The organism is Synechococcus sp. KORDI-100 (assembly GCF_000737535.1).
Lineage (GTDB): Bacteria > Cyanobacteriota > Cyanobacteriia > PCC-6307 > Cyanobiaceae > Parasynechococcus.
Genome location: NZ_CP006269.1, coordinates 969,916 through 994,208, shown reverse-complemented (window position 1 = coordinate 994,208; position 24,293 = coordinate 969,916). Strand labels below are relative to the sequence as shown.

At 60.5% G+C, this 24,293-nt stretch carries 26 protein-coding genes; 9 read left to right on the top strand and 17 right to left on the bottom strand.

All coding sequences use genetic code 11. The features are described from left to right. Positions 1-474: 474 nt before the first annotated feature. The 4 genes from KR100_RS16715 to hemH are packed head-to-tail and all read right to left on the bottom strand — an operon-like array spanning position 475 to position 4,134. On the bottom strand, positions 475-696 hold the full coding sequence (locus tag KR100_RS16715; protein ID WP_071839845.1) for a GIVxVP protein: 222 nt from the start codon (positions 694-696) through the stop codon (positions 475-477). After that, entirely contained in the window at positions 697-1,065 is a 369-nt protein-coding gene (locus KR100_RS04985) for a nuclease (protein ID WP_239420412.1), read from the bottom strand. Continuing rightward, positions 1,047-2,900, bottom strand: a complete 1,854-nt coding sequence (ilvB, locus tag KR100_RS04980) for a biosynthetic-type acetolactate synthase large subunit (protein ID WP_038543691.1) — start codon at positions 2,898-2,900, stop codon at positions 1,047-1,049. The genes KR100_RS04985 and ilvB overlap by 19 nt, the downstream gene beginning before the upstream one ends. Before the next feature lie 58 nt (positions 2,901-2,958). After that, entirely contained in the window at positions 2,959-4,134 is a 1,176-nt protein-coding gene (gene hemH / locus KR100_RS04975; RefSeq protein WP_038543688.1) for a ferrochelatase, read from the bottom strand. 72 nt (positions 4,135-4,206) lie between these two features. Between hemH and KR100_RS04970 the strand changes: the two genes are divergently transcribed. The 3 genes from KR100_RS04970 to cobO are packed head-to-tail and all read left to right on the top strand — an operon-like array spanning position 4,207 to position 6,658. Beyond that, entirely contained in the window at positions 4,207-5,352 is a 1,146-nt protein-coding gene (locus tag KR100_RS04970; protein WP_038547986.1) for a site-specific integrase, read from the top strand. Next, the gene (locus tag KR100_RS04965) at positions 5,352-5,996 is read left to right on the top strand and encodes a class I SAM-dependent methyltransferase (RefSeq protein ID WP_038543686.1); all 645 of its coding nucleotides are present in this window, start codon (positions 5,352-5,354) and stop codon (positions 5,994-5,996) included. The genes KR100_RS04970 and KR100_RS04965 overlap by 1 nt, the downstream gene beginning before the upstream one ends. Next, entirely contained in the window at positions 5,993-6,658 is a 666-nt protein-coding gene (cobO, locus tag KR100_RS04960) for a cob(I)yrinic acid a,c-diamide adenosyltransferase (protein ID WP_038543683.1), read from the top strand. The genes KR100_RS04965 and cobO overlap by 4 nt, the downstream gene beginning before the upstream one ends. A 134-nt stretch (positions 6,659-6,792) precedes the next feature. On the opposite strand, the gene KR100_RS04955 is transcribed toward cobO, so the two are convergent. Beyond that, entirely contained in the window at positions 6,793-7,020 is a 228-nt protein-coding gene (locus KR100_RS04955; RefSeq protein WP_038543682.1) for a hypothetical protein, read from the bottom strand. 83 nt (positions 7,021-7,103) lie between these two features. On the opposite strand from KR100_RS04955, the gene pyrH reads away from it, so the two are divergent. From pyrH to KR100_RS04940, 3 genes are read left to right on the top strand one after another with little or no spacing between them, the layout of a single operon-like run. Then, on the top strand, positions 7,104-7,817 hold the full coding sequence (gene pyrH / locus KR100_RS04950) for a UMP kinase (protein ID WP_038543679.1): 714 nt from the start codon (positions 7,104-7,106) through the stop codon (positions 7,815-7,817). A gap of 40 nt (positions 7,818-7,857) precedes the next feature. Continuing rightward, the gene (gene frr / locus KR100_RS04945) at positions 7,858-8,406 is read left to right on the top strand and encodes a ribosome recycling factor (RefSeq protein ID WP_038543677.1); all 549 of its coding nucleotides are present in this window, start codon (positions 7,858-7,860) and stop codon (positions 8,404-8,406) included. After that, positions 8,403-9,548, top strand: coding sequence for an NAD(P)/FAD-dependent oxidoreductase (locus KR100_RS04940; RefSeq protein WP_081858871.1), 1,146 nt, complete (start codon positions 8,403-8,405; stop codon positions 9,546-9,548). Before frr ends, KR100_RS04940 begins: the two co-directional genes overlap by 4 nt. Here KR100_RS04940 and KR100_RS04935 read toward each other — a convergent pair. The 8 genes from KR100_RS04935 to KR100_RS04905 form a co-directional block, all read right to left on the bottom strand. After that, positions 9,545-11,023 carry a deoxyribodipyrimidine photo-lyase gene (locus tag KR100_RS04935; protein ID WP_038543674.1) on the bottom strand — a complete coding sequence of 493 codons (1,479 nt, stop codon included), beginning with the start codon at positions 11,021-11,023 and terminating at the stop codon, positions 9,545-9,547. The two genes, KR100_RS04940 and KR100_RS04935, sit on opposite strands and share 4 nt — an antisense overlap. Positions 11,024-11,196: 173 nt before the next feature. Continuing rightward, on the bottom strand, positions 11,197-11,340 hold the full coding sequence (locus tag KR100_RS16710) for a hypothetical protein (RefSeq protein ID WP_239420411.1): 144 nt from the start codon (positions 11,338-11,340) through the stop codon (positions 11,197-11,199). A 6-nt stretch (positions 11,341-11,346) separates the two neighbouring features. Further along, entirely contained in the window at positions 11,347-12,561 is a 1,215-nt protein-coding gene (locus KR100_RS04930) for an MFS transporter (protein ID WP_239420410.1), read from the bottom strand. Between the two features lie 80 nt (positions 12,562-12,641). Next, entirely contained in the window at positions 12,642-13,025 is a 384-nt protein-coding gene (locus KR100_RS04925) for a Crp/Fnr family transcriptional regulator (RefSeq protein WP_038543672.1), read from the bottom strand. A gap of 87 nt (positions 13,026-13,112) precedes the next feature. Further along, a complete protein-coding gene (locus tag KR100_RS04920; protein ID WP_038543670.1) occupies positions 13,113-14,285 on the bottom strand; it encodes a transaldolase in 1,173 nt (390 codons plus the stop codon). A gap of 51 nt (positions 14,286-14,336) precedes the next feature. Then, entirely contained in the window at positions 14,337-16,145 is a 1,809-nt protein-coding gene (locus tag KR100_RS04915) for a penicillin-binding protein 2 (protein WP_038543667.1), read from the bottom strand. Further along, positions 16,145-16,582 (bottom strand): hypothetical protein, encoded by a 438-nt coding sequence (locus tag KR100_RS04910; RefSeq protein ID WP_038547977.1) that lies wholly within the window; start codon positions 16,580-16,582, stop codon positions 16,145-16,147. Before KR100_RS04910 ends, KR100_RS04915 begins: the two co-directional genes overlap by 1 nt. Positions 16,583-16,649: 67 nt before the next feature. Beyond that, positions 16,650-17,915: a CPBP family intramembrane glutamic endopeptidase gene (locus KR100_RS04905; RefSeq protein WP_038547975.1), complete on the bottom strand. Its 1,266-nt coding sequence runs from the start codon at positions 17,913-17,915 to the stop codon at positions 16,650-16,652. Between the two features lie 92 nt (positions 17,916-18,007). Here KR100_RS04905 and KR100_RS04900 point away from each other — a divergent pair, with 92 nt between their 5' ends. Together KR100_RS04900 and KR100_RS04895 are read left to right on the top strand one after the other, a co-directional pair. Further along, positions 18,008-19,336 carry a histidine phosphatase family protein gene (locus tag KR100_RS04900; protein WP_038547972.1) on the top strand — a complete coding sequence of 443 codons (1,329 nt, stop codon included), beginning with the start codon at positions 18,008-18,010 and terminating at the stop codon, positions 19,334-19,336. A 5-nt stretch (positions 19,337-19,341) separates the two neighbouring features. Then, positions 19,342-20,619: a dihydroorotase gene (locus KR100_RS04895; RefSeq protein WP_038543665.1), complete on the top strand. Its 1,278-nt coding sequence runs from the start codon at positions 19,342-19,344 to the stop codon at positions 20,617-20,619. Here the strand turns inward: KR100_RS04895 and lepB are convergent. Further along, a complete protein-coding gene (gene lepB / locus KR100_RS04890) occupies positions 20,591-21,262 on the bottom strand; it encodes a signal peptidase I (protein ID WP_038543663.1) in 672 nt (223 codons plus the stop codon). The two genes, KR100_RS04895 and lepB, sit on opposite strands and share 29 nt — an antisense overlap. Positions 21,263-21,330: 68 nt before the next feature. Here lepB and KR100_RS04885 point away from each other — a divergent pair, with 68 nt between their 5' ends. Beyond that, positions 21,331-22,836: a hypothetical protein gene (locus KR100_RS04885; protein ID WP_038543661.1), complete on the top strand. Its 1,506-nt coding sequence runs from the start codon at positions 21,331-21,333 to the stop codon at positions 22,834-22,836. Here KR100_RS04885 and KR100_RS04880 read toward each other — a convergent pair. The 3 genes from KR100_RS04880 to KR100_RS04870 all read right to left on the bottom strand — a co-directional run bounded on the left by KR100_RS04880 (position 22,799) and on the right by KR100_RS04870 (position 24,105). Further along, the gene (locus tag KR100_RS04880) at positions 22,799-23,161 is read right to left on the bottom strand and encodes an arsenate reductase family protein (RefSeq protein ID WP_038543659.1); all 363 of its coding nucleotides are present in this window, start codon (positions 23,159-23,161) and stop codon (positions 22,799-22,801) included. The genes KR100_RS04885 and KR100_RS04880 overlap by 38 nt on opposite strands. A gap of 3 nt (positions 23,162-23,164) precedes the next feature. Beyond that, positions 23,165-23,524 carry a 2Fe-2S iron-sulfur cluster-binding protein gene (locus KR100_RS04875; protein WP_038543657.1) on the bottom strand — a complete coding sequence of 120 codons (360 nt, stop codon included), beginning with the start codon at positions 23,522-23,524 and terminating at the stop codon, positions 23,165-23,167. A gap of 71 nt (positions 23,525-23,595) precedes the next feature. Then, positions 23,596-24,105, bottom strand: a complete 510-nt coding sequence (locus KR100_RS04870) for an inorganic diphosphatase (protein ID WP_038543655.1) — start codon at positions 24,103-24,105, stop codon at positions 23,596-23,598. Between the last annotated feature and the right edge of the window lie 188 nt (positions 24,106-24,293).

The window sequence follows — 24,293 nt, the reverse complement described above, 5'->3', positions numbered from 1 at the left end:
AGACGTCGTTGCCCCGATGATCCTCATGCTGTTCTTGAGCGGCACTAGCCTGCTTAGGCGTCATGGAAGCGGGCGGGGGAAAGCGAAAGCGAACCAACCCAGATGAGTGTCGTCTGACTCGTCCTGGTTTGTGACCGGACTTTGAAACCGCAATTGAGATATCAACCATCAAATCCGTGCAGAAATCGAAGCAATTCAGGCGTCTCAAGCAAGACGATGCATATCTTGACAAGGCTTACGCGTCAGATATCAAGCATGAAATGAGCTGTACTCTTGCTGATGGACCTGGCCACATACAAACAGACTTTGTTTACCATGCTTGATGCGACTCAAGAGCATTTAAGACAATCCAAGCGTCCACGAAATCACAGCATGGTCGACACAAACAGGCGACCAAAGAGACCCTGCGAACAAAGTAAAAACAGTCTCAACGTGACGATTCTGGGGTAACCCAATTATATGAGCACACTTTGCTCATTGGTCTGAGTTTGGAGTGTCGGATGGGTTTTGAGTATCAGCCTCGGAGCCCAGTTGGGATAGCCCCCCCGCCAGACACAAACCAAGTCCGATGGCCACCGCCAGCCAGCGATTATCTGCCGCAGGACCCTGGCCCCAGGCTGCCGTGGCAAGAAACGCACCCCCGAGCAGCAGACACGGCACCAGAACAATGCCCCTAGCAATCCGGTTGTCCGCCACTCAGGCCATCTCCCCGGAACAGCTGTCGGAGGCAAGACCGGCGCTAATTAAACCGGTGCTGAGATCAATGTCGGAACCGATCGGGATCACCCTCGCGAGGAGCTGACCATCACTGGACCCCACAGGCCGGAGGTTCACGCGTTGACGGCGCGGCAGCTGCTGCCTGAGCCAATCCACAGCTTCGGCCTTTCTGTTCTCCGGGACCGAAATGCAAGGCAAGGCCACGGTGTAGGTGCGGTTGTGATCCCCCACCTGCAGGAGTGAAGGCGTTCGGACCTGCAACACCTCGGCTGCGCAGACCGGGGATGCCCCAAGCAGCACAACAAGCAGGGCGAGCAGAAGCTGACGGATCACAGCGATGCGCCGCACTGGGGACAAAAGCGATGCTCGTGAGCCGTGATGGCCCCGCAGGCTGCACAGTTGCGCGTCGTGTCCATGGCCAGCTCGGGATGGGCTGGCAGACCAACCATCTGAGCGTTGCTCTTGCCAGGGGGAACCATCGGATAACAGTTCTCACCCCGTCGCACATGGACATCAATGATCATGGGACCAGGCGCTGACAGAGCACGCCCCAGATCAGGGTGCAAGGCATCACGGGAGCTGATCTTCACGCCATCAACGCCGAAAGCTCGGGCCAGCGCGATGAAATCAGGCATGCCATTCAGCATGTCGGAGGCGGAATAGCGCTCGTTGTAGAAGCTCTCCTGCCACTGACGCACCATGCCCTGCCAGTGGTTGTTCACGATCACCACTTTCACCGGGAGCCCGTAGGCCGCCAATGTTCCCAGCTCCTGAATGTTCATCAGGATGCTGGCATCACCGGCAATGCAAACAACCTGCTGGTCAGGGCAAGCCACCTGGGCCCCCATCGCCGCCGGCATCCCAAAACCCATCGTGCCGAGACCGGCGCTGCTGATCCAGCCACGGGGTCCGTTGCGCAGGTACTGAGCAGCCCACATCTGATGCTGCCCCACATCAGTGGTGACAATTGCATCAGGGGCGAGATCCCGTACTGCCAGCAACACCTCCTGGGGATAGACCTCACCCTCTTTGGGTGGGATGGTGAGCGGATAGCGCTGCTTCCAGGCCTCAATCCGCTGCAGCCAGGCCGACGTCCGTGTCTCGACTGCTCGCTGCAGACTCAGCTCAACCATCCTGGCCAGGCTGAGGCGCAGGTCACCGAGCACGGCGACATCGGCTTGGCGGTTTTTGCCGATTTCCGCCGGATCGATCTCGAAGTGGATGATCCTGGCGCGGGGGGCAAAGGTATCGAGCTTCCCTGTGACGCGATCATCGAAGCGAGCTCCGACAGCGATCAGAAGATCACACTCCGTCACCGCGAAGTTGGCATAGGCCGTGCCGTGCATGCCGAGCATGCCGACCGAGAGAGGATCATTCTCATCGAAGGCACCTTTGCCCATCAGGGTTGTGGTGACCGGCAACTGGAAGCGCTCACTCAACAGCTTGAGGCTGTCGTGGGCGCCTGCGGAGATCGCTCCGCCACCGACGTACAACAACGGCCGGTGGGCTTGCTCGATCAGGTCGAGTGCCGCTGTGATCGCAACATCATCCGGAGGAACCGGTTGTCGGAAGCCCTGCGGGATCACGGACCCTGGCTCCACAGGCACGTAATCGAACAGTTCCTGGCCCACGTCCTTGGGCACATCGATCAGCACGGGGCCGGGACGACCTGAAGCAGCGATCAGGAATGCCTGGGCAACAATCATCCCGAGATCCGCCGGGTCCCTCACCACCCAGGAATGCTTCACGATCGGCAGGGTGATGCCGAAGATGTCTGTTTCCTGGAACGCATCGGTCCCGATGGCAGGACGGGGAACCTGACCGGTGATCACCACCATCGGTACCGAATCCATCTGAGCGGTGGCGATCCCGGTGACGAGATTGGTGGCGCCTGGTCCAGACGTCCCGAAGCAGACTCCCACCTTGCCGGTGGCACGGGCGTAGGCGTCGGCGGCATGGGTGCCGGCCTGCTCATGACGGACAAGGATGTGCTTCACCCAGCCCTGGCTTTCCGCAATGTGGAGAGCGTCGTAAATTGGCAGGATGGCTCCGCCTGGGTAGCCGAAAATCGTGTTGACCCCATGCCGGCGCAGCGCATCCATCAGAGCCTCTGCTCCGCTGATATGAACCGACTTTCCAGCGGCGTAAGCGCCGGCAACCGAGGGTGAGGAGATGAGGGTCACAGCTCACCTGGGGGATGGATCCCTCAGGTTAGGGGCTGATGGAGGAGGAGCCAGCTCTTCAGAGAAGACCCAGTGCATGCAAGGGGCCTTGTCCACTGATCAGCTCAAGCAGGAAGGCTGAGAATCCCAACATGGCGAGCCGGCCGTTCCACACCTCAGAACTGTTGTTCCATCCCCATTCCCATTTCTCCTGGGGATAGAGCTTGACCTTGGTGGGTAGCTCGGCCGCTGCATCCAGGGTCACCTCCGGACCTTCCAGGCTTGTGGTGACGAGATCCGCGAGGCCTTCGATGAAGGGCGGGTAGGTATCGAGGGCACGAACGCGTCGGAAATTCACAACACCCGCCTCCGTGGCGAGCTCTCGGTATTCGATGTCAATTTCTTCAAGGGTTTCGATGTGCTCACTCACGAAACTGATCGGCACCACCACGAGATCCCGGGTTTTGGCCTCACCAAGTTCCTCGAGTGCTTCCTCGGTGTAGGGCTTGAGCCACTCCACAGGGCCAACCCGACTCTGGTAGGCCAGGGTGTGTGGATTGCTGTGCCCAAGCAGTTTTTCGAGCTGATTCATGATCAGCGCGGTGCAGGACTCGATCTCTTTCTGGTAAGGATCTCCGGCTTCCTCCACATAGCTTTTGGGAACACCATGGGCACTGAAGAAGATGTGCGCCTGCTCCGGACCGTCACTGCCGCGGACCTCCTCAGCGATGAGCTGGGCCATCGCCCCCACATAACCGGGGTGATCAAACCAGCTCCGGATGCAACGGATCGGCAGTTTCTCAAAGGCGGAATCCGACTGACGCAAACGCTGCAGCTCGCGAAAGCTCGATCCACTGGTGCTGATCGAGAAGTGGGGATACAGAGGCAGAACGACGACTTCGTCAATTCCGTCCGCCTTGATATCGCCAACCGCGGATTCCGTGAATGGATGCCAGTAACGCATCGCGACATAGCTCGTGGCATCAACCCCACGCTGACGCAGCAGACTCTGGAGATCCCGGGCCTGCTGTTCCGTGATCCGTCTGAGTGGTGAACCGCCTCCGATCGAGCGATAGGCCTCCTGCGACTTGCTGCTGCGCAGGGTGCTAATCAGCCAGGCGAGGGGTTTCTGCAGCGCCGGAATGGGAAGACGAATGATCTCCGGATCGGCGAAAAGGTTGTAAAGAAATGGACCGACGTCCTGTATGCGCTCCGGCCCTCCCAAATTGAGCAAGAGGACGCCGACGCGGGCCATGCAGGGAACAGTCTGATCAAGGGCTTGAGCGTAACCCCCGTGCACGTCATGGTGGTCAGCGAGGACGGCTGTATGAACCTGCGCAACGAGCTCGTGTCATTGAACACACGGCTGGAGGTCGAAGGATGCCGTTTACGCATCGAGCAACGCGGCCAACGCCTGAACCTGCGCGGTCCACTCCCCCGGCGCGATGGGCAGCCGGGCTTCAGCATGCAGCGCATCAGCCTTGGTCTCAAGGCTGATGCGACGGGCCTTCAGGACGCAGAGCAGACGCTGCGGCTCATCCAGCGGCAGCTCGAGCGTCAGCGGTTTGCGTGGTCCGACTGGGTGGAGCACAGGACCCAAGGGGTCACCACCGCGTCCACGGAGATCGCCATCCAGGGATTTCAAGAGGCGTTCTTCGCGGATCCCCAACGCCGCCGATCGAGCTCCGGCAGCCGGACGACCTGGACGGCGGCCTATCTGCCGTACCTGCGTCGGCTCAAGGCTCTGGCGAACGACGGGCCCATTCACGCTCAGCTGCTGCAGGACACTTTGGCCAGCTATGCGGACGGCAGCCGCAGTCGTCAGCAGTGTTCCACAGCACTCTCAGCTCTGGCGAGGCATCTGGACATCGAACTGCCGGAGGACTGGCGACGGGAATCCGGTGGTTACGGACTGCACCGGGCACGATTTCGACGCCTGCCAAGTGACAGTCAGATCCTGGAAGCCGTTCTCAGCATCCCAAACCCCGGCTGGCGTCTGGCCTATGGACTGATGGCCACCTATGGACTGCGCAACCATGAAGTCTTCTTCTGTGACCTCAACGCCCTGACTGATGGTGGAGATCAGGTGATTCGCGTCCTGCCGACCACCAAAACCGGAGAGCATCAGGTTTGGCCATTCCAACCGCAGTGGGTGGAGCGCTTCGAGCTGCCTTCACTGGGCAAGCATCCCGACAGGCTTCCGCCGATCTGCACCGATCTCAGGCGAACCACGCTGCAGCAGGTCGGCCGACGGGTGAGCGAGCAGTTTCGCCGTTACAAGTTGCCGATCACCCCCTACGACCTGAGGCACGCCTGGGCGGTGCGGACCATTCACATCGGCCTTCCAGACACCGTGGCCGCCAGAATGATGGGCCATTCCGTCGCCATTCACACCCGCACCTACCACCACTGGATCACCCGCCGGGATCAGCAACAGGCGGTGGACACAGCCCTGGCTCGACAACGTGCCTGATGAGTTCATTCCTTCGACCCCTCGCCTACCGCCATCGCTGGATCTACGACACGGTCACGGCCGTGTCGTCCCTGAGCGTCGGAGGTGTGGCCCGACTTCGCAGGCTCGGCCTGGATGCCGTTCAGCATCGACTCCGTGCCGGAGCTCCGGTGCTGGATCTATGTTGTGGCAGCGGTGAAGCCGCGGCCCCGTGGCTGGAGGAGGGCTTCCAGGTCACAGGTCTGGACATCGCTCCTCGCGCCCTCGATCTGGCAGCGAAGCGCCATCCCCAGCTGCAGCTTGTGGAAGGCCTGGCCGAGGACCCCCCATTGCCGGACGGCCAGTTCGCCGCCATCCAGCTGAGCGTGGCGCTGCACGAATTTCCGCGCAGTGACCGAGTCCAGCTCCTGCGCAGCTGCCTCCGCCTTCTCGAACCCGAGGGCTGGCTGGTGCTCGTGGACCTTCATCCAGCAGGCCCACTGCTGAGCCTTCCGCAACAACTCTTCTGCGCTCTGTTCGAGACCGATACAGCCATTTCAATGATGGAAGACGACCTTCCCGCCGAGCTCAGGGAGATTGGATTCAGGTCCATCGATCAGCAGCTCCTGGCTGGTCAGGCTCTGCAAAGGATCACCGCGCAACGGCCAAGCACCGAATCCCCATGAGCAAGTCCGATCTTGATCGCCAGGCCACCGACCTCGGCATGGGGGGCCACCTCGCCCCTGAAGCCGATGATGCCGGCTACCGCCGCCGCATGGAACGTCGGCAGCAGGTGCAGAAGCAACGGGTCGGGGAGCGCAACAAGGAAAAGGGTCTGGTGCTGGTCTTCACCGGCCATGGCAAGGGCAAAACGACGGCCGCCCTGGGGTTGGTTCTACGCACCCTTGGCCATGGTGAACGGGTCGCCATCGTTCAGTTTATCAAGGGGGGTTGGGAACCGGGTGAAGCCAGAGCTCTGCGAACCTTCGGCGACCAGGTGCACTGGCATGCCCTTGGCGAAGGGTTCACCTGGGAGACCCAGGATCGGGCCCGCGATCAGCAGTTGGTGGAACAGGCCTGGCAGACGTCGCTGACCTATCTGCGAGATGCCGCCATCCACCTGGTCGTGCTCGATGAGATCAACGTGGCTATGAAACTGGGATACATCGAGGCGGCCACGGTGATCGCCGGGCTGGAGGAGCGACCTTCGCTCACCCACGTCGCCCTCACCGGACGTGGAGCACCCGAGCTGCTGATCAACAGGGCGGATCTCGTGACGGAGATGACGCTGATTCACCACCCGTTCCGCGAACAAGGGGTGAAAGCACAGGCGGGGATTGAGTTCTGAAACCCTGCACAACATGATTGTTCTGAACGGTCTGTTCCGGATGATCAGTTCAAACGTTGAGCTTTCACTCTTAGATCAGAGCCGTCTGCATTGGACAAACAGACCTTGACCATCGAAAGCAATTCGAAGGCCAGTCAGCCCACCGATGGGCTGTCATCACCACTGATGTTCTCTCGAGGCATCGTCTCGAGATCGTGCTGAAGCCGCCGCATAGATTCCGTCAGCACGGACAGACCACTGACCAGAAGGGCCCGATGCACGGTGGGCTCCCGCCAGCAGGAAGGATCACGACTGGCACGCTCCAGAGCTGACATGGTCAGACGAGCCATGACGGCACTGTGACTAACGTCAAGTTCAGGCATGACAGCGTTGCGCTGGGACCATCCAAGCGGCCCGGGACTCGATTGACCAGTGCTTGCTACTGTCGGCAGGATCAAGACACTTGATGGCGTACACGCGGGTTCTGCTGAAACTCAGCGGCGAAGCCCTGATGGGGTCCCAGGGATACGGCATTGACCCCGCCATCGTTCAGTCGATCGCCGAGGACGTGGCGGCAGTCGTGGCCGGTGGCACCGAACTGGCGATCGTGGTCGGCGGCGGCAACATCTTCCGGGGTCTGAAAGGATCAGCGGCCGGAATGGAACGAGCAACGGCGGACTACGTCGGCATGCTGGCCACGGTGATGAATGCGATCACCCTCCAGGACGGCCTCGAGAGGGCGGGGGTTCCCACCCGCGTGCAGACCGCCATCGCCATGCAGGAAGTGGCGGAGCCCTACATCCGCCGCAAGGCGATCCGTCATCTTGAAAAGGGCCGTGTTGTGGTTTTCGGGGCCGGTTGCGGCAACCCCTTCTTCACCACAGACACAACAGCAGCCCTGCGGGCTGCCGAGATCAATGCGGATGTGGTCTTCAAGGCAACCAAGGTGGATGGGGTCTACGACAAGGACCCCGCCAAACACCCCGATGCGGTGAAGCATGCACAGCTCAGCTATCAGGATGTGCTCAGCGGAGAACTGGGCGTGATGGACAGCACCGCCATCGCCCTCTGCAAGGACAACAACATCCCGATTGTTGTTTTCAACCTGTTCGAGCCTGGCAACATCGGCAGAGCCGTGGCCGGGGAACCGATCGGGTCCCGCATCGGCGACCCCGCCTGACAACCCACCGCACGCACGCCTTCCTTCTCCCTCTGCAACCATGTCGACCCAGGACCTCGAAGCCAGCATGCGCAAGTCGGTGGAGGCCACCCAGCGCAACTTCAACACCATCCGCACGGGCCGCGCCAATTCCTCGCTGTTGGATCGCGTCAGCGTTGAGTACTACGGAGCCGACACGCCGTTGAAGTCCCTGGCGACCCTGACCACCCCGGATTCGCAGACGATCCAGATCCAACCCTTTGATCTCAGTTCCCTGGCAGCGATCGAAAAGGCGATCGCCATGAGCGAGCTGGGGTTCACACCCAACAACGACGGGAAGATCATCAGGATCAATGTCCCACCCCTCACCGAGGAACGCCGCAAGGAGTTCTGCAAGCTGGCGTCCAAATACGCGGAGGAGGGGAAAGTGGCCCTGCGCAACCTTCGCCGCGACGCCATCGACAAGGTGAAAAAGCTTGAAAAGGAGGGGGAGTGTTCTGAGGATCAAAGTCGCGACGAGCAGGGCACGATTCAGAAGATCCTCGATCGATTCATTGCGGAGCTCGAGAAAAACCTCGCTGACAAGGAAGCCGACATCCTCAAGGTGTGAGCGACAACGCTGACCCGATCCACGACGTCCTGGTCATTGGATCCGGAGCCGCTGGTGGTGCTGCTGCTGTGCATCTCTCAGCAGCACATCACGATGTCTGTCTCCTGGAGCGTTCCGATGGCAAGAGCCTGAAGCCCTGTGGCGGCGGCATGGCCGCAGCGGTTCAGCACTGGTTCCCCTTCTCTCTCGAACCAGCTGTCGAACAGGTGGTTCGAAGAGTGGACTTCAGCTGGTGCCTGCAGGACCCGGTGGTGGCTGAACTACCAGGAGATGCTCCGTTCTGGATTGTGCGACGGGAGCGACTGGATCAGCTGTTGGCCGAGGAGGCGACAAACCATGGTGCCGTGCACCAGACCGGCGTTGATGTGACCCACGTCGAACGTCATGGGGCTGACTGGCAGGTCACGGCGAAGGATGGTCGTCAATGGCGGGCGCGCGCGCTCGTGATTGCCGATGGTTCGGGGTCGCCATGGCCGCAACGGCTCGGGATCGGGCCACGCGGCGTGAACCATGCCAGCACCGTTTCCGTGCGCCTTGAGGGCCAGGGATCACTGGATGACGGCTCGGCCCGCTTTGAATTCGGCCTCGTGCCCCAGGGCTTCGCCTGGGCCTTCCCTTTGGCGGGTGGTGTGAATGTCGGCGTCGGCAGCTTCATCGGCCGCGATGAACTGGACAGCAACGCTGTGCTTCGACAGCTGCTGCCGGACCTTGGCTTTGCCGAGGATGCCGGCGAGCGACAGCATCGTCGTCTGCGCATCTGGAATGGCCATCACTGTCTTCATGGCGATGGTGTTCTCGTCGTCGGGGATGCCGCTTCGCTGTGCGACCCGTTCCTGGCGGAGGGTCTCAGGCCAGCCCTGATGAGTGGCTGCGAGGCAGCGGTGCATCTGAGCCGATGGCTGCGCGGGGAGCAGACCAGTCTCAGGAGCTACAGCAGTGCCATGCGCGAACGCTGGGGGGAGTCGATGGCCTGGGGACGGCGAATCGCCCAGGTGTTCTACCGCTTCCCAGGTGTTGGTTATCAGCTTGGCATCAAACGACCGACAGCTCCAAGACGGATTGCCCAGATCCTCTCTGGAGAAATGGGCTATGGGGATATTGCTCAACGGGTGATCAAACGCCTGCTGCTGCAACGGGGCTAGAGATCGAACACAAGCTGCGTCGCGCCACCGTCATCCAAGCGAGGACGTCGACGTCGTCTTGTCGCTGTGGGCTTGAGCCCCGCTTTGCGTGATCCATGCTTGTGTTGAATCGCATCGGCGTGACGATCAAATCCCGCTGAACGTCGAATCGCCCAGATCCGGTCTCTCGCCTGCCGTGCCGCCTCTGCACAATCGACGATCGGCCGTGGATGATCGTCGATCACTCGCCAGGGCTCATGGATCTGATCCGCTGTCAGATGTGCCAGTTCGGGGCACCAACGGCGAATGAATGTTCCATCGGCATCGTGGTCGATTCCCTGTTTGATCGGGTTGTAGATGCGAATCGTGTTGATCGACGTGCTTCCCGACTGCATCTGACACTGGCTCCAGTGGATGCCCGGCTCATAGTCGACAAAAAGCCTGGCCAGATGGAGACCACTGTCACGCCATGGCAACCAGAGGTGATAGCTGGCGAAGGACATCAGCATCGCCCGCATTCGGAAGTTGATCCAGCCATGGGCGCGCAGGGCCCGCATGCAGGCATCGACAAACGGCACACCGGTGCACCCCTGTGCCCATGCCTCCAGTCGATCGCGATTCAGATCGCGGATGCCTCGCATGAACGGATGAAAATCACTGAATTCAATGGCAGGCTCGCTTTCGAGCTTCTGAATGAAATGGCAGTGCCAGTGCAACCGCGACTCGAAGCTGCTGACTCCCCGGCTTTTGAAGCGACGACTGTTCTGGATCACCTCACGCATCGACAGGCATCCCCAGGTGAGATAGGCCGAGAGACGTGAACAGCCGCTGAAGGCGGTGTTTGGACTGGAGATCGAGCGGGAATAATTCGTCGAACGATGTTCCAGAAAGTGCTTCAGCTCGAGCAGGCCCTCGGAACGGCCTCCCTGCTGCCGCATGGGGCATGGATCTGCCGCCAGAGAGGTGCACGGTTTTTCGGGAATGACGCCGGGATCGACATCGTCAAGACGATGCAGCCCGGTTGGCACGTCACTGACAGGCTCCGCCATCTGGGCTTCCCAGTGCTTGGCCCAGCCGTATCGCGAACGCATCCGGCGGATCACACCGAACTGGGGAATGTCTCTCCAGGCAATGCCGTGTTGCTGCGCCCATGCCTCAACACGCTTGTCACGTTGGTAAGTCCAGCCATTCCCTGTTTCCTGGTGGCTCCAGAGAGCAGCGACACCGAACTGGCTGCGCGCGCGTTCGAACACCTCCACCACATCACCCGATCTCACCACCAGGGGCTGACCCAGTTCGGCCAGTGCCGCTCGCAGCTCGCAGAGCGACTCTCGACAGAACAGCCACTGCCGCTCGGAGGCGTCGGCCTGCTGCCATAACGCGGGCTCCACCACGTACAGCGGCAGAACAGGTCCCCGTGCACTGGCCTCCAGCAGGGGCCGGTGGTCGACAACCCGCAGATCCCGCTTGTACCAGACGAGCTGAAAGGGTGTCATCAGCGACGACGTGGCAGTTGTTTCTAGTGGATCCGTCGCCGGGATGAGGGATGGTTGCGATACACCGGTGGACGCTGATGATCAAGGCCATCGTTCAGACCGGATTGTTCTGACCGGAACGTTCTGACCGGAACGAAGCAACCATGACGACGTCGCGGAACGGTCCCATCCCTTCAGTCTGAAATCGCCTGCATCACCTCACTGAAGTTGACCTTCATCCGACGTCGGAAATCCTGGACATCCAGACAATTCAGCAGGAGAGCTGCTGTCAGAAACAGAATGATCCGAAGAATGAAAACGCCGCCGTAGGACAGCATGGCATCTCAACGCGTCATGGTCTGAAACAGCGTCAACAGACTGCCGCCGCTGATCGTGGCCAAACCGCGGGAGTAGGCATAACCCACTCCCCATAAACCCATGAGGACGGCATTCAGGCCTGGCTGCACGAAGTTGAACATCAGGTTCAAACAGGAGTGAATGCAGATCCCCAGGGCCAGGCCGAACAACGCGATGGCACTGCGGAACATGAGCTGCCATTGCTCCGGGGACGCCATCAGCATCACGGCAAGGGCTGATGAGGCCATCACCGCGCCGAGCTGACAGCCCCGCACCATGCCCATTGCTGGAACCACCTGAAAACCGCTCAGCAGCAAACCCGACAGGAAGCCAACGGCGAGCAAGGCATTCAGAGCGGTTGTCGCGCAGATGTTCATCCCGAAGAGGGCTGCCCCATAGGGTTCGAGGACAGCGTCATTGAGAAACATGGCGAAGGTGAACAAACACATCACGGCCATGAAGCGTTTGACCTGAGGCACGGCGAACATCGTGCTGAGCAACTGCGGCAGTGGAAGTGGCAGTGGCAGCTGCAACGTTGATGCGCCGTTGGCATCAGAGGTTGCGGGACGGCGTGGTTCAACGCCGATCACGGCCAGCACCCCGAGCACCAGAAGGATTGGAGGTGCCGCAACCATCAGCTGTTGCAGGCCTTGAATCACATCGGCACGACTCGCTCCCGCCTCGCAGGCCTGACCAAACAGGCGATTCACCAAACCCGTTGCGAGCAGCACCCCCACCAATCGCAATGACCACAAAACGGACAACAGGCGCGTTCGCTCCCGTTCTGAGGTGAGATCCACAATCAATGCTGAAAACGCCGTTCCCCCGGCAGAGACGGCTGTTCCAATCCCGATGAAGATCAGCGTCAGCAGGACCATCCAGAGCGTGTCCTGCGAAGCATTGAATGCTCTGGATTCAGCGAGCTGAAGCACCACCCAGATCGCTGCGCCGAAGAGCACAGACACCCCCAGGGAACTGCCGAGCAGAAAAGGCGTTCGTCGCAGCATCCCAACCGGCATGCGATCGGACCGATGCCCGAACCATGCCCGTGAAAAACCCATCAGCTCCTGGATGCCGATCGCCAGTGACACCACGGCCGCAGACATCCCAAAATCCTGGATCAGCAGACGATTCAGCAGGCCCAGGGTCAAGACGCTGAGACTTCCGAGGCTGAGCTGAAACAGCCCGAGCCGCAGACCCATTCGTACAGGACGAATCAACCAGAAACGTTGGCTACCGCGAGCATTATTCCAAGTTGATCCCGATCCGACGAGATGTCAGCTCAACTCGACGCCAATTTGATGTCACGTAGCCGTTCATCAACGGACGCCAGCAGCTCGACGGCGAACATCGGGGCTTCCTGCATCGCAAACAAAAATTTTTCGCGATTCATCTCGATCAAGCGGCTGTCTTCAGCTGCTGTGGCGGTCCCGAGTCGCTGATGGTTGTCCATCACCAAGGCTCCTGCTCCAAAGACATTCCCTGCCTTGATGTCCTCATGACCTTCCTTGCCATCTTTGGCTGTCCAGGTGAGCCGGATGGTTCCCTCCAGGATTCCGTACATCGACTCGCCCATCTCCCCGGAGCGAAACAGAACATCTCCGGATCTGAGTGTCACCACCTCACCTTTGCTGGCAAGGGCACGCATGGTGTCGAGAAGGTTCACGACGACGATGAAGGACCTTGGAAGAACAATCAGGCGGGTTGAAGGCGAGCCGATGACCCGCCTTCACAGCAGGACCGCAATCAGAGATCAGACCGTGGTCAGTGCCAGTGCCGCTCCAAAGCCCATGCGCACATCGGCCTGGGAGATCAGGCCGTCATGGTCCTGATCGAGAGCATCGAACACGGCATCACTGCCCAGCCATTCATCGCGTGTGATCGAGCCATCACCATTCATGTCGTTGAGCATGAAGATCTCCTGAACGGCGTGCCCGAAGGCGGAGCCACCCTCGAGTTCGGCAAGACGATGGGCCAGTTGATGCTCCAGGGTTTCAATGGCTTTGCTGAAGCCCTTGATGCCTTCCCCGAGCTTGTCGGTTGCCATCCGGTCGTCCTTCATCATCGCGTCGAACCGTTCACGGTCCACATGAATCTGTTCCTCACTGCTCGTGGGATTGGAACCATCCAGCTTCTGGGTGAGCGTGGCGTTGCTTTCACGCAGCTGGTCCAACAACTTGGGTGAAATGGTGAGCAGATCGCAGCCGGCCAGTTCGGTGATTTCATCAAGATTGCGGAAACTGGCCCCCATCACCTCGGTGTTGTAGCCGTAGGTCTTGTAATAGTTGAAGATCCGTGTCACTGAGATTACTCCGGGGTCTTCGGGGCCGGGGTAAGCGTCACGCCCGGTATCCGCTTTGTACCAATCGAGGATGCGCCCCACAAACGGCGAGATCAAGGTGACACCGGCTTCAGCGCAGGCAACGGCCTGGCCGAAACCAAACAGAAGCGTGAGGTTGCAGTGGATGCCCTCCTTCTCCAGAACTTCAGCGGCCTTGATCCCCTCCCAGGTTGAGGCGATCTTGATCAGAACCCGGTCATTGCTGATGCCTGCATCGTTGTAGAGGCGAATCAACTTCCGACCTTTTTCAATCGTGGCGTCCGTGTCGTAGCTCAGGCGGGCATCCACTTCCGTCGACACACGACGAGGAACGATCTTGAGGATCTCCTTGCCGAAAATCACACTGATTTCGTCCAGTGCTTCACGAACGACGTCTTCAACGGGTGCATTCGGCCCGATCAGCTTCCGAGACGATCTCAGAGCTTCGTCAATCAAACTTTGATATGCGGGAATCTGGGCAGCCGCGAGAATCAGGGATGGATTCGTGGTGGCGTCGCGGGGGGTGAACTTGCGAATCGCTTCAAGATCACCGGTATCCGCCACAACCACGGTCATGGACGAGAGCTGCTCGAGCAAGCTGGCCATAGCTAGAGATTCGGAGCCTTCGCTCGTAACGTAGCGACGTTTTTCAGCGCGTCAGCTCTTCGCGGCCTTGTTCAATTCTGCAGGTTTGGACGGGGGGATTTTCTCCACCACCAGCAGGGCATCAATCACCTGTTTGGCGACGGGGACAGCCACCGTCGATCCGTAGGCGTTCTCACCCTGGGGTTCGTCGACGACAACCAAAACGATGTAACGCGGCTTCTCGATCGGCAGTGCAGCCACGAAACTGCAGATTTTCGCCCCAGGCAGGTAGATGCCGTTGAGAGCCTTCTGAGCCGTGCCGGTCTTGCCACCGATGCGATATCCCGGAGTTTTCACACCCTTGCCGCTGCCTTTTTCAACCACAGACTCCATCCAGCTCATCAAGGTCTTGGTCACCTCCGGCTTCAGCAGCTGCTGACCGTTCGGAGCCGTTGCCGGTGCAAGGGCACTGCCGGAACGGAAGCCACGGGTGATGTGGGGGCTGACAAGACGGCCGCCGTTGGCCAGAAGACCATGCAACTGCGCCAGCTTGAGCGGAGTGAGGGAGAACCCTTGTCCGAAAGCAGTGGTTGCCGGCTCAATCGGCTGGGTGGTGAACTGCTCCTTGGTCTTGAGCTGGCCGGCGACCGCTCCCGGCAGATCGGTATCCGGCCTGGCGTCGATGCCCAGACGCTTCATCCAGTCCCAGTACACGTCGTTCTTGAGTCGGCGCATGGCCTGCACCATGCCGACATTGCTCGAGACCTGAAGAACCGTAGGGAAATCAACGAGTCCGTTGGCCCGCTTGTCGTGGTTGTTGATCGGCCATCCACCGATCTGGAGACGGCCGACATCGTGCACGCGATCGCCGGGCTGAATCGCACCCTCCTGCAGGGCGAGGGCGAGATTGATCGGCTTGAACGTCGAGCCGGGTTCATAGAGGTCCTGGACAGACCATTCACGAAAACGACCCGGATGGAACTGCCAGAACCGATTGGGGTCATAGGTCGGCGTGGAGGCCAGGACCAGCAATTCACCGTTGCTGGCATCCATCACAATCACGGCGCCCTTTTTCGCGTTCCACTTCTTCACCTGAGCTGTCAGGGCTTTGGCGGAGAGTTCCTGAAGCCGTGAATCAAGGGTTAACTGAAGGCGCAGGTCATCACCGAAGAACACACCCGGCGCCAGGTCATCCGGAAGAGGGGTGCCGTCCGCTCCCCGGCGAAGACTGCGAGCCTGTTCGTGACGCAGCAGCTCATCATCACGACTCTGTTCCAGCCCGGCCTGCGCAACCCGTTCATCGTTGAGGAAGCCAACGACATTGGCGAAGAGATCACCCTGGGGGTAGATGCGCTGGGGATAGGCCTCCAGATCAAGGCCACTGATCCCCATGGCTCGAATCCTGGAGGCCGTCTCAGGATCAATGCCGCTGTGAAGCTTGATCCCCGACTCCTGTGTCCCCATCTCGCGGAGCAGCTTGTCCTTGGGGATCGACAACACGGCAGCGAGGCGCTCAGCCACGTCCTCCGGTGATCGGACCATGTCGAGGGGATCCCCAGGGAAATTGAAGTAGCGGGGATGGGCCCAGAGACGGAAGCGTTCCTCGTCCATGGCGACAAGACGGCCATGGCGATCAACGATTGGACGGCGTTGCCCCAGTGGCTGGCTCTGCTGGGTTTGAAGCTGGCGTGCTCTAGACTCCAGTTCATTGGTCTGCACCAGCTGCAGCCAGGCCATCCGACCCATCAACCCCAGCAACCCAGCGCTGAGGATAAGAAACACCCACCAGAGTCGTTGCGCGGGAACCTTCTGAAGGGGAATGACACGGGTACGGGCGCGGTTCGCCGACGACCGTCTTGGGGTGGACAACCGGGAGCTCATCAATAGCCGGGCCGAATGCGCTTGACGATCAGCTCATCCAGGGAGGGCAGCATTGCCGCTGTTTCAACGGGCTCAACCGACGCCGATGGGCGCTTGAGATAAACAAGGTTCTCCACCTTGGTGGGAACCAATTGGCTGGGGCGCTGACTCACCCGCAACAGGTGACGTTCCATCAGGGCCGTGGATTCCGTCAGGCGATGGGAGAGGGACCGGGTCCCCTCAAGACGGTTGAAGGACAACGTCCAGCGATGTTGCCAATGAAGGGTCAGCCCTGCCAGAACCGCGACAGCTGCCAGAACCCCGAGCATCGTTCCATCCATGACGCGATGCAGGCCGCCGAGCAACGGCGAACGACGGGCCACACGTCCGGCCGACATCGAGCCTTGGATCAGCTCCAGGGTGGTTGCGGAAGGACGAGGCTCCGGTGCGGCAACCACCGTATGCAGGCGAATGTGCCAGTGAACCACCCGCGTTGGCCCTCGGCAAGGCTGCCTCTGGAGGCGTTTACAGCAAAAGAAGATTGACGAACGTGATCGCGTTCCAGAGCGCGTGCATCAAGACGCAGGGGAACAGGCGTCCACTGCTGAGCCGGACCAGCGCCAGTCCCATCCCCAGGACTGTGAGAGGAGCCAGTTCGCCGATGCTGATGTGCGCCAGACCGAACAGCAGAGCACTGAGCACCACTGCCGGCAGGGCTCCGAGACGAGTCGCCAGAACCGGCAAGAGCGCACCTCGGAAAATCAATTCCTCGAACAGGGGGGCCAGCACCACAGCCGTGAAGGCCAGCAACGCCAGAGCCAGCGGGTCACGACTGCCGAGCACCAGTTCCAGCAGGGGGTTGCTGCCACCGGGATCCCCGACGAGCTTCACCAACAGCCAGCCCGTCAGCATGACGACCGGTGTGACCATCAGCCATCCCGCAACCGCCGAACCCATGGCAGAGCGAACCGGTTGCCACTGCCACTGCAACCAGCCGTCTGCAGGCCGTTGATCGGTCGGCAGCGCGCGAAGCTGTCGTCTCAGGATCAACACGCCCGGCAAGGCCATGACGCCGTACTGAATCACCACACCGAGGGCTTCTCTCCTGGGACTCGCCAGGCTCGAGGTCAGTGATTGAACCAGTGGTACTGCCACAACCGGTACTCCAACAGCGCTGATCACGACGAATCCACCAGCGACAAGCAACACCATGTCGACCAGGGTCAGTGCAGGACCCCGCAACGGCGGCCATGGGGACTGACGTTTCAAGACGAACAGCCACCCCTGGCGAAGCAGCAGGACGCAGCCGCCAATAACACTCAGAAGGGGGAACGCGATGCTGAGGCCAAGGCGCAGGGCAGCGGCCCTGGAGACGCGGGGGTCGTTGCAGACCATCACATCGCCTCCGGCAGCCTCACAGCGCAAACGCACCAGAAGGGGGTCGTTCTGGAACATCGGCTCCAGCTCAGGGGACTCAGCTGGCTGTGTCGACAGAAGTGACAACAACACCTGCTGACGCTGATTGAGCCGCTCCGTTGAGCCTTGCAAAGCCTGCAGCAGCACGTCGCGGGGATCGCCTCCGACAAGCACCCCCTGCAGGGTTTCCGGAACGGATGGTTGGGCAAGAAGACTGAGCTCCTGCTGCTGAACCTGCAGGGACGGGGCCACTGACGGGCGCGTGAGACTGTCAATCAGCCCGACCAACCAGATCACCGTGGCCAACAGCAGGGCTACGACGGCAAGTGGAATCTTCCAAGCCGGATTGGTTGGTCGTGAAGAGCTGGGCTGCACCACGTCAACGCCATGTCACCCGATTGTCCCCCCTGCGAACACGTTCCCTTTGAACACCGCCCCATACGATGGCCGCGCCACGTCGCCGAACGGTGCCTCTCCGTCTTCTTCTGGTCCGCCACGGCCTGAGCAGCTTCAACAAGGAACGTCGCATTCAGGGCCGCGACGACCTCTCCAATCTGAGCGAAGAAGGACACGAGCAGGCTCGCCGGCTCGGCCGGTCCCTCGCGGAGGTCCCGCTTGATGCGATCTACAGCTCACCGCTGAGACGGGCGGCGTCGACCACCACAAGCCTGCTCGAAGGCCGCAACGCCGCTGCCCCGAAACCCGTGTTCGATGACGGGCTGCTGGAAGTGGACCTCAATCCCTGGAGCGGCCTGCTGATCGACGAATTGAAACAACGTTTTCCAGAGCCCTACGACACCTGGAAACGCCGGCCGATGGAGCTTGAACTGACCCACAGCGATGGCCGCAGCTACAGCCCCCTCGGGGAGCTGATGCAACAGGCCAGGTCCTTCCTCGAGACGTTGCTTCAACTGCATGCGCTGACTGGAAACGACACCGTGCTTGTGGTGGCGCACAACGCGATCCTGCGTTGCCTGATGCTCGTGATGCTGGGGGAACCGGACCACGGCTTCAGACGCCTCCGCGTCGACAACACCTCCCTGTCGATTTTCAACCTTCGATCGGGCGAGCGGGAGCCCCAGGTTCAGATCGAATGTCTCAACAGCACCACCCACCTCGCACCGCTGCCGCCGAAAACAGATGGACCCCGCCTGATTCTGGTCCGGCACGGGGAGACCGACTGGAATCGGGCAGGCCGCTTTCAGGGGCAGATTGATATCCCCCTGAACGATCACGGACGACAGCAGGCTGCAGCGGCCGAGGAATTTCTCAAGGACATCCCCATCAACAAAGCCTGGAGCAGTTCCCTCTCCCGGCCCACGGAGACCGCCGAGATCATTCTCAGGAGCCATCCATCCGTCCATCTCAGCCAGACCGACGGCCTGGTTGAAATCGGTCACGGAGCCTGGGAAGGGAAGCTCGAATCGGAGATCCGCGACGACTGGTCTGAGCTGCTGGACACCTGGAAACGAGCCCCGGAGACCGTGCAGATGCCCGATGGTGAAACGATTCAGGATGTCTGGGCACGCTCGGTCCGCAGCTGGAAGGAGATTGCTGCGCAGCTGACCAACGAGGACACTGCTCTGGTCGTTGCCCATGACGCGGTCAACAAGACGATTCTCTGCGATCTGCTCGGCCTGACACCAGCCGACATCTGGATGGTGAAACAGGGCAACGGTGGCGTCACCGTTGTCGACATCCCGACGGATTCAGGCCAGCCTGCAGTGGTGACCTGCCTGAATCTCACCTCGCACTTCGGCAGCGTGATCGATCGGACTGCTGCAGGCGCCCTCTGAAGACCATGCAAAACACCCTGCTGCTGGACCCAGTCCGGATCCTGCACGGACCTGGCCAGGACGAGCAGCAGGGGGCGGTCTTCATCGAGACCGGTGTCCTGCGCGGATTCGATGAAACCGCCAGATCGCTCGCAGCCAGCCAGGGCCTGAGGCCAACCGACGCGGGAGACAAGCTGATCGCACCCTGCCTGGTGGATCCCCATTCAGTCCTGGAGGACCCGATCAACGGTCGAGCTGAAACACTGCAAAGCCTGGCCCGTTGCGCCACCGCCGGGGGCTACGGATCCGTTGCCCTGCTGCCGCGCAGTCGCACCTGGCGTGACCGGCCGGAGCGGCTGGCGTTGCCGGATCCCGATCAACCATCACGGCTGACGATCCATCTCTGGGGCGGCTTCAGCACAGGCGGCCAGGGAGACCATCTCTCCTGCCATGGAGACCTGCTTGACCATGGCGCCATCGGCCTTGCTGACGACGATGCCATGGTTCCGCAGGCCCTACTCGAACGCGGCCTGCTCCTGGCTGAAATGCAGTCAGCACCTGTTCTGCTGGCTCCCCGTGATCCAGACCTGCAGGCGGATGGTCTGGCACGTGAGGGTGTGGAAACGCTGCGGGCGGGCTGGGCACCGGACCCAGCCAGCAGTGAAGTTCTGCCATTGACCCAGCTACTGGCTCTGCAGAGACAACACCCTCAGCGAAACCTGAGGCTGATGAATGTCTCCACCGCAAAAGCGGTGTCCCAGCTTCGCAGCGAAGCCAGGCCTCCCATGGCCAGTGTCAGCTGGTGGCATCTCATCGCTGACAGCGGCAGCATGCAGAACGATCACCCCGGCTGGTGTGTTCGGCCATCGATCGGCTCACCGGCCGATCGGCTCGCTCTTCAGCAGGCTGTGCTGGACGGATTGATCACAGCCGTTGCGGTGCATGCCGTCCCCCTCGATGAGGAGGACATGCTTCTGCCAGCGGATCAACGGCCACCTGGCCTGAGTGGCCATCACCTGGTGTTGCCGCTTCTCTGGGAGGCCTTGGTTCGAGATTCTGGTTGGTCCGTTCCCCAGCTCTGGCAGGCGCTTAGCTTTGGCCCATCGTCCTTGCTCAACATACCGGCCGAACAGCTGTCCGTCGACAGCGATCGCTGGCTGATCTTTGATCCAGAGCATCGCTGGACCGTAAGCCGCAGTGATTCGGCCGCACCACTGGCTGCCAACATTCCCTGTGCCGGCAGAGAAATCACAGGACGCGTCCTGGCCTGTGGCCTCAGTTGCTCAGAGGTCCGATGCGGTTGACGGGCCAGAAGCGCACGAACGCCCGTCCCAGGATTTCCTTCTCAGGGAGGTAGGGACTGCTTGGCCAGAAGCGTCCATCCCAGCTGTTGCTTCGGTTGTCACCCAAAACGAGCACCGACCCTTGCGGCACCGTTCCACTGAGGGTTCGACAGGGGCTCATCCCCTGCTCATCGACACTGCAGTATTCCTGGACGTAGGGCTCCTTGAGTTCCTCTCCGTTGAGCGTGACTTCTCCTCGGGGATTGACCGAAACCCTGTCGCCGGAAATCGCGATCACCCGTTTGATGTAGGCGTCGCAGGCCGGATTGCCAAGCCCAGGGATCAGGCCGATCAACGGCAGATTCACGAGCATGCAGCGCAGCGGTGAGGGCCGCTTGGAGGAACTCAGGGCCGGATCGAAGGCATAGGGCGAGTTGAACACCACAATTTCGCCACGTTTCGGGGACCGCGGCAGATAGGTGACCTTCTCGACCAGGAGCCTGTCCTGGATCTGCAATCCAGGAAGCATCGAGCCTGAGGGAATGTATCGCGCTTCAACAACGAACTGACGTATCCCGAAATAGAGCGCGAAAGTGAAAAGAACTGGACCCCAGAAATCCCAGAACGGGTGAAGTCTTGAGCGATTCTGTTGCTCGACTGCCAACGGGCCCGAGGCGGCAAAGATGCCTCACCATAGAGGCAGGCTGACGTCGGTCCCTGACCAGCACGCCCATGATCCGTCCACGCTGGCAAGGCCTGAACCCATCTGTCGGTGCCCGTGGCTGGAGGCGCTGGGATCAGCTGATCGCCGTGATCGCAGCTGCCAATTTCGGCTGGGTGATTTTTGACATCAGTTACATCCCGCTGAGGAACTTCTGGCTGCAGCGAAATCTCTACCCCATCCCTTCCTTCGCTCTGGTGATTCCGCTGCCGTGGCTTCCGGATCTCACCCCCGTTTACGACCCAGTGAAAGGGATCGTTCCCCATCGTGATACGCAGAACTACCTCGATCAGTTCCATGCGATGGATCAGCTGATCGTCGAAAACGGCCTCTCCACTGCCGAGGCGACGGAGAAGCTGATCAACCAGCAGAGGCTGACGGTCGAGCTGATCGAAACCAATCCATTTCTCAGCTCTGGCAATGCCGGAGCCCTGGAGAAGCTCAAAAACAGACTGCGGTCCAGGGCAAACACGGACTCAGCGCGGGAGGCTGCGGTTCAGCTGCTGAGCAAGCCCCATCTGCAAGCGAGCGGCTGGGACGCTGAACGGCAGTTCTGGCTGCAGCAGATCCTTCCCCTTGTGGAGATCAATTACTGGAGAGGGATCGATGAGAGTGGTCAACCCACGGATCTCAGCTGGAGGATCGACACCCCATTCCAGCTGTTGTTTCTCCTGGACATCGGCCTGCGCACCTGGCGGCTCAAGCGCCGTTATCCAGCAATCCGCTGGCGCGATGCCCTGCTGAGACGCTGGATCGACCTCCCCTTGCTGCTGCCCGTAGCCCGTTGGCTGCGGGTGATTCCAGTGACGGAACGTCTCTCGCGAGCTGGGCTGATTCAGCTGGAGCCGTTGAGAGCTGTGATCAGCCGCGGTGTTGTCGCATTGCTGGCGATGGAGCTGTTTGAAGTGATCACCGTTCGCGTTGTGGACGCACTGCAGCAACTGATCCGCTCGCCGCGGCTGCCGCAACGCATCCGCGGTTTCTGCAGCTATCAGGGAACGGACCAGAACGAGGACCGAGAGCTTGTTGAGCTGCTGCGGCTCTGGATGCCCCTGCTTCTCAGCCAGGTGGGGCCCAACATGCGTCCACAGCTCACGGCCCTCGGGGAACACCTGCTGTTTCAGAGCCTGAATCAAACGGTGATTCCCGAGCCACTGCGTGGGGTGGCCGGCATTCAGCAGGCTGAATCGGCACTGAGTCGCCAGCTGGCCGAAAATCTGGTGGACTCCCTCCTTGGACTCTCGAAAGGAGCCGGCAATCAGCTGGAACGCCGTGATCCCGCCCTTGAACTTCTCAGCAACGAGGCGTTCAACCGGTTCTGGGAAGAGCTGGCCCGGTCCCTGGAACAGGGCCCGGTGCTGGAAAGAAGCCAGGAACTTCTGGCCTCATTTCTGGAGGATCTCAAACGTTCGAGTTTCCAGCAGTTAAGAGCCCAGGGTGACGTGGATGAACTGATTAGGGAACTCGATGGCCTGAGTTTCAGCCCACCAACTGGTCAACCCAAGCGTCAGGCTTGAAGCCAACCAGAACATGTCCACTGGGCAGGATCACAAACGGTCGCTTGATCAGCTTTCCGTCAGCCGCCAGAGCATCCAGAACCTGGTCATCCGTCATGGCTTTGACGACGCTTGAGCCCAGTGCTCGGTAGCTGAGTCCACTGGTGTTGAAGAGCGGCTTGCGATCACCGAAATGAAGGAGAGCGGCCGCAAGCTGTTGCCGGCTTGGTGAAGTCTCCGTGATGTCGATGAGGTCGTGATCGACGTCATGGTTCTTCAACCACTGAATCGCTTTGCGGCAGGTGCTGCAACGGCTGTAGCTGAAAACCTGCGTGGGCTCCGGCAAGATCTAGCGTCCGAACAGCGATTTGACGGCACCGACGAGGCTGTTGGAACCCTTGCCAGCTCCATCGTCTGGACGGGTTCGGACGGTGACATCACCGTTCACGGTGGTCCTGCAGCTCAGGCGGTAGTTGGCAGGGCGATCAGCGAGGTAAACCTCCTCCACATCACTACGCGGAGAAAGATTGTTCAAACCTTCGACAACCTCCATCACGCAGGTGCCGCACTGACCAACCCCACCGCAGTTGTTGAGATTGTTGAGCCCTTTGTAGGGATTGAGACCCGAATCGAGCGTGGCGCGACGCAGGTTGGCCCCTTCGATGCAACCCACCTGCTGGCCTTCCTGTTCGTATCGGATGGTGGGCACGGGACGCTCTGGATTTCAGGTGCGCACCAACCTACAAGCAACTGGCCGCTGCAACGCGGCTCTGCAAAGGATCATCTTCCTGCAGCAATGCAGGACTCAAGCAAAGGGGACACAGCATCAACGTCTCGCCAGCCACCGATGGTGATGACGCGACCCTCAAAACTTTTGTAAGTCCTGAAGAACTCGGAAACCTCCTCGAGCTGACTGGACGCAATCTGACGAATGCTGCTGATTCCAGCTTGCCGCGGGTCTGCATCGGGAACGCAGAGAAGCTTTGGATCAAAGCAATCATCTTCCTCGAGCTCGAGCAACCCGATGGGGCGGGCCCTGATCAGGCATCCGGCGAAGGTGGGCTCCTCCATGATGACCATGGCATCGAGGGGGGAGCCATCGTCGGCCCTGGTATTGGGGATGAATCCGTAATCGAAGGGGTACCGGATGGCAGCGTGGAAGACGCGGTCGAGAACCATCACCCCCGACTCAGGGGAGTATTCGTATTTATTTCGACTTCCAGCTGGAATCTCGACCAACAGGTTGACCAACCCTTGTGAGGGTGACGGTGCCAGAGGGCGTAGATCCATGACTCTCCAATGCTGTCGGTGACAAGCCTGGTGTTGGTAGGGCGCGCTCCGCGACAACGGCGATCACAGGAACGGACATGCTTAGGAGGGCGATGGCCAATCCCGACAAGGCCGTTGAGGGCGCACTCAAACTGAAGGGTTCATCAGCGTCCGGGGGACTCTGGGAATCGTCGCCTGAAGAGAAGGGA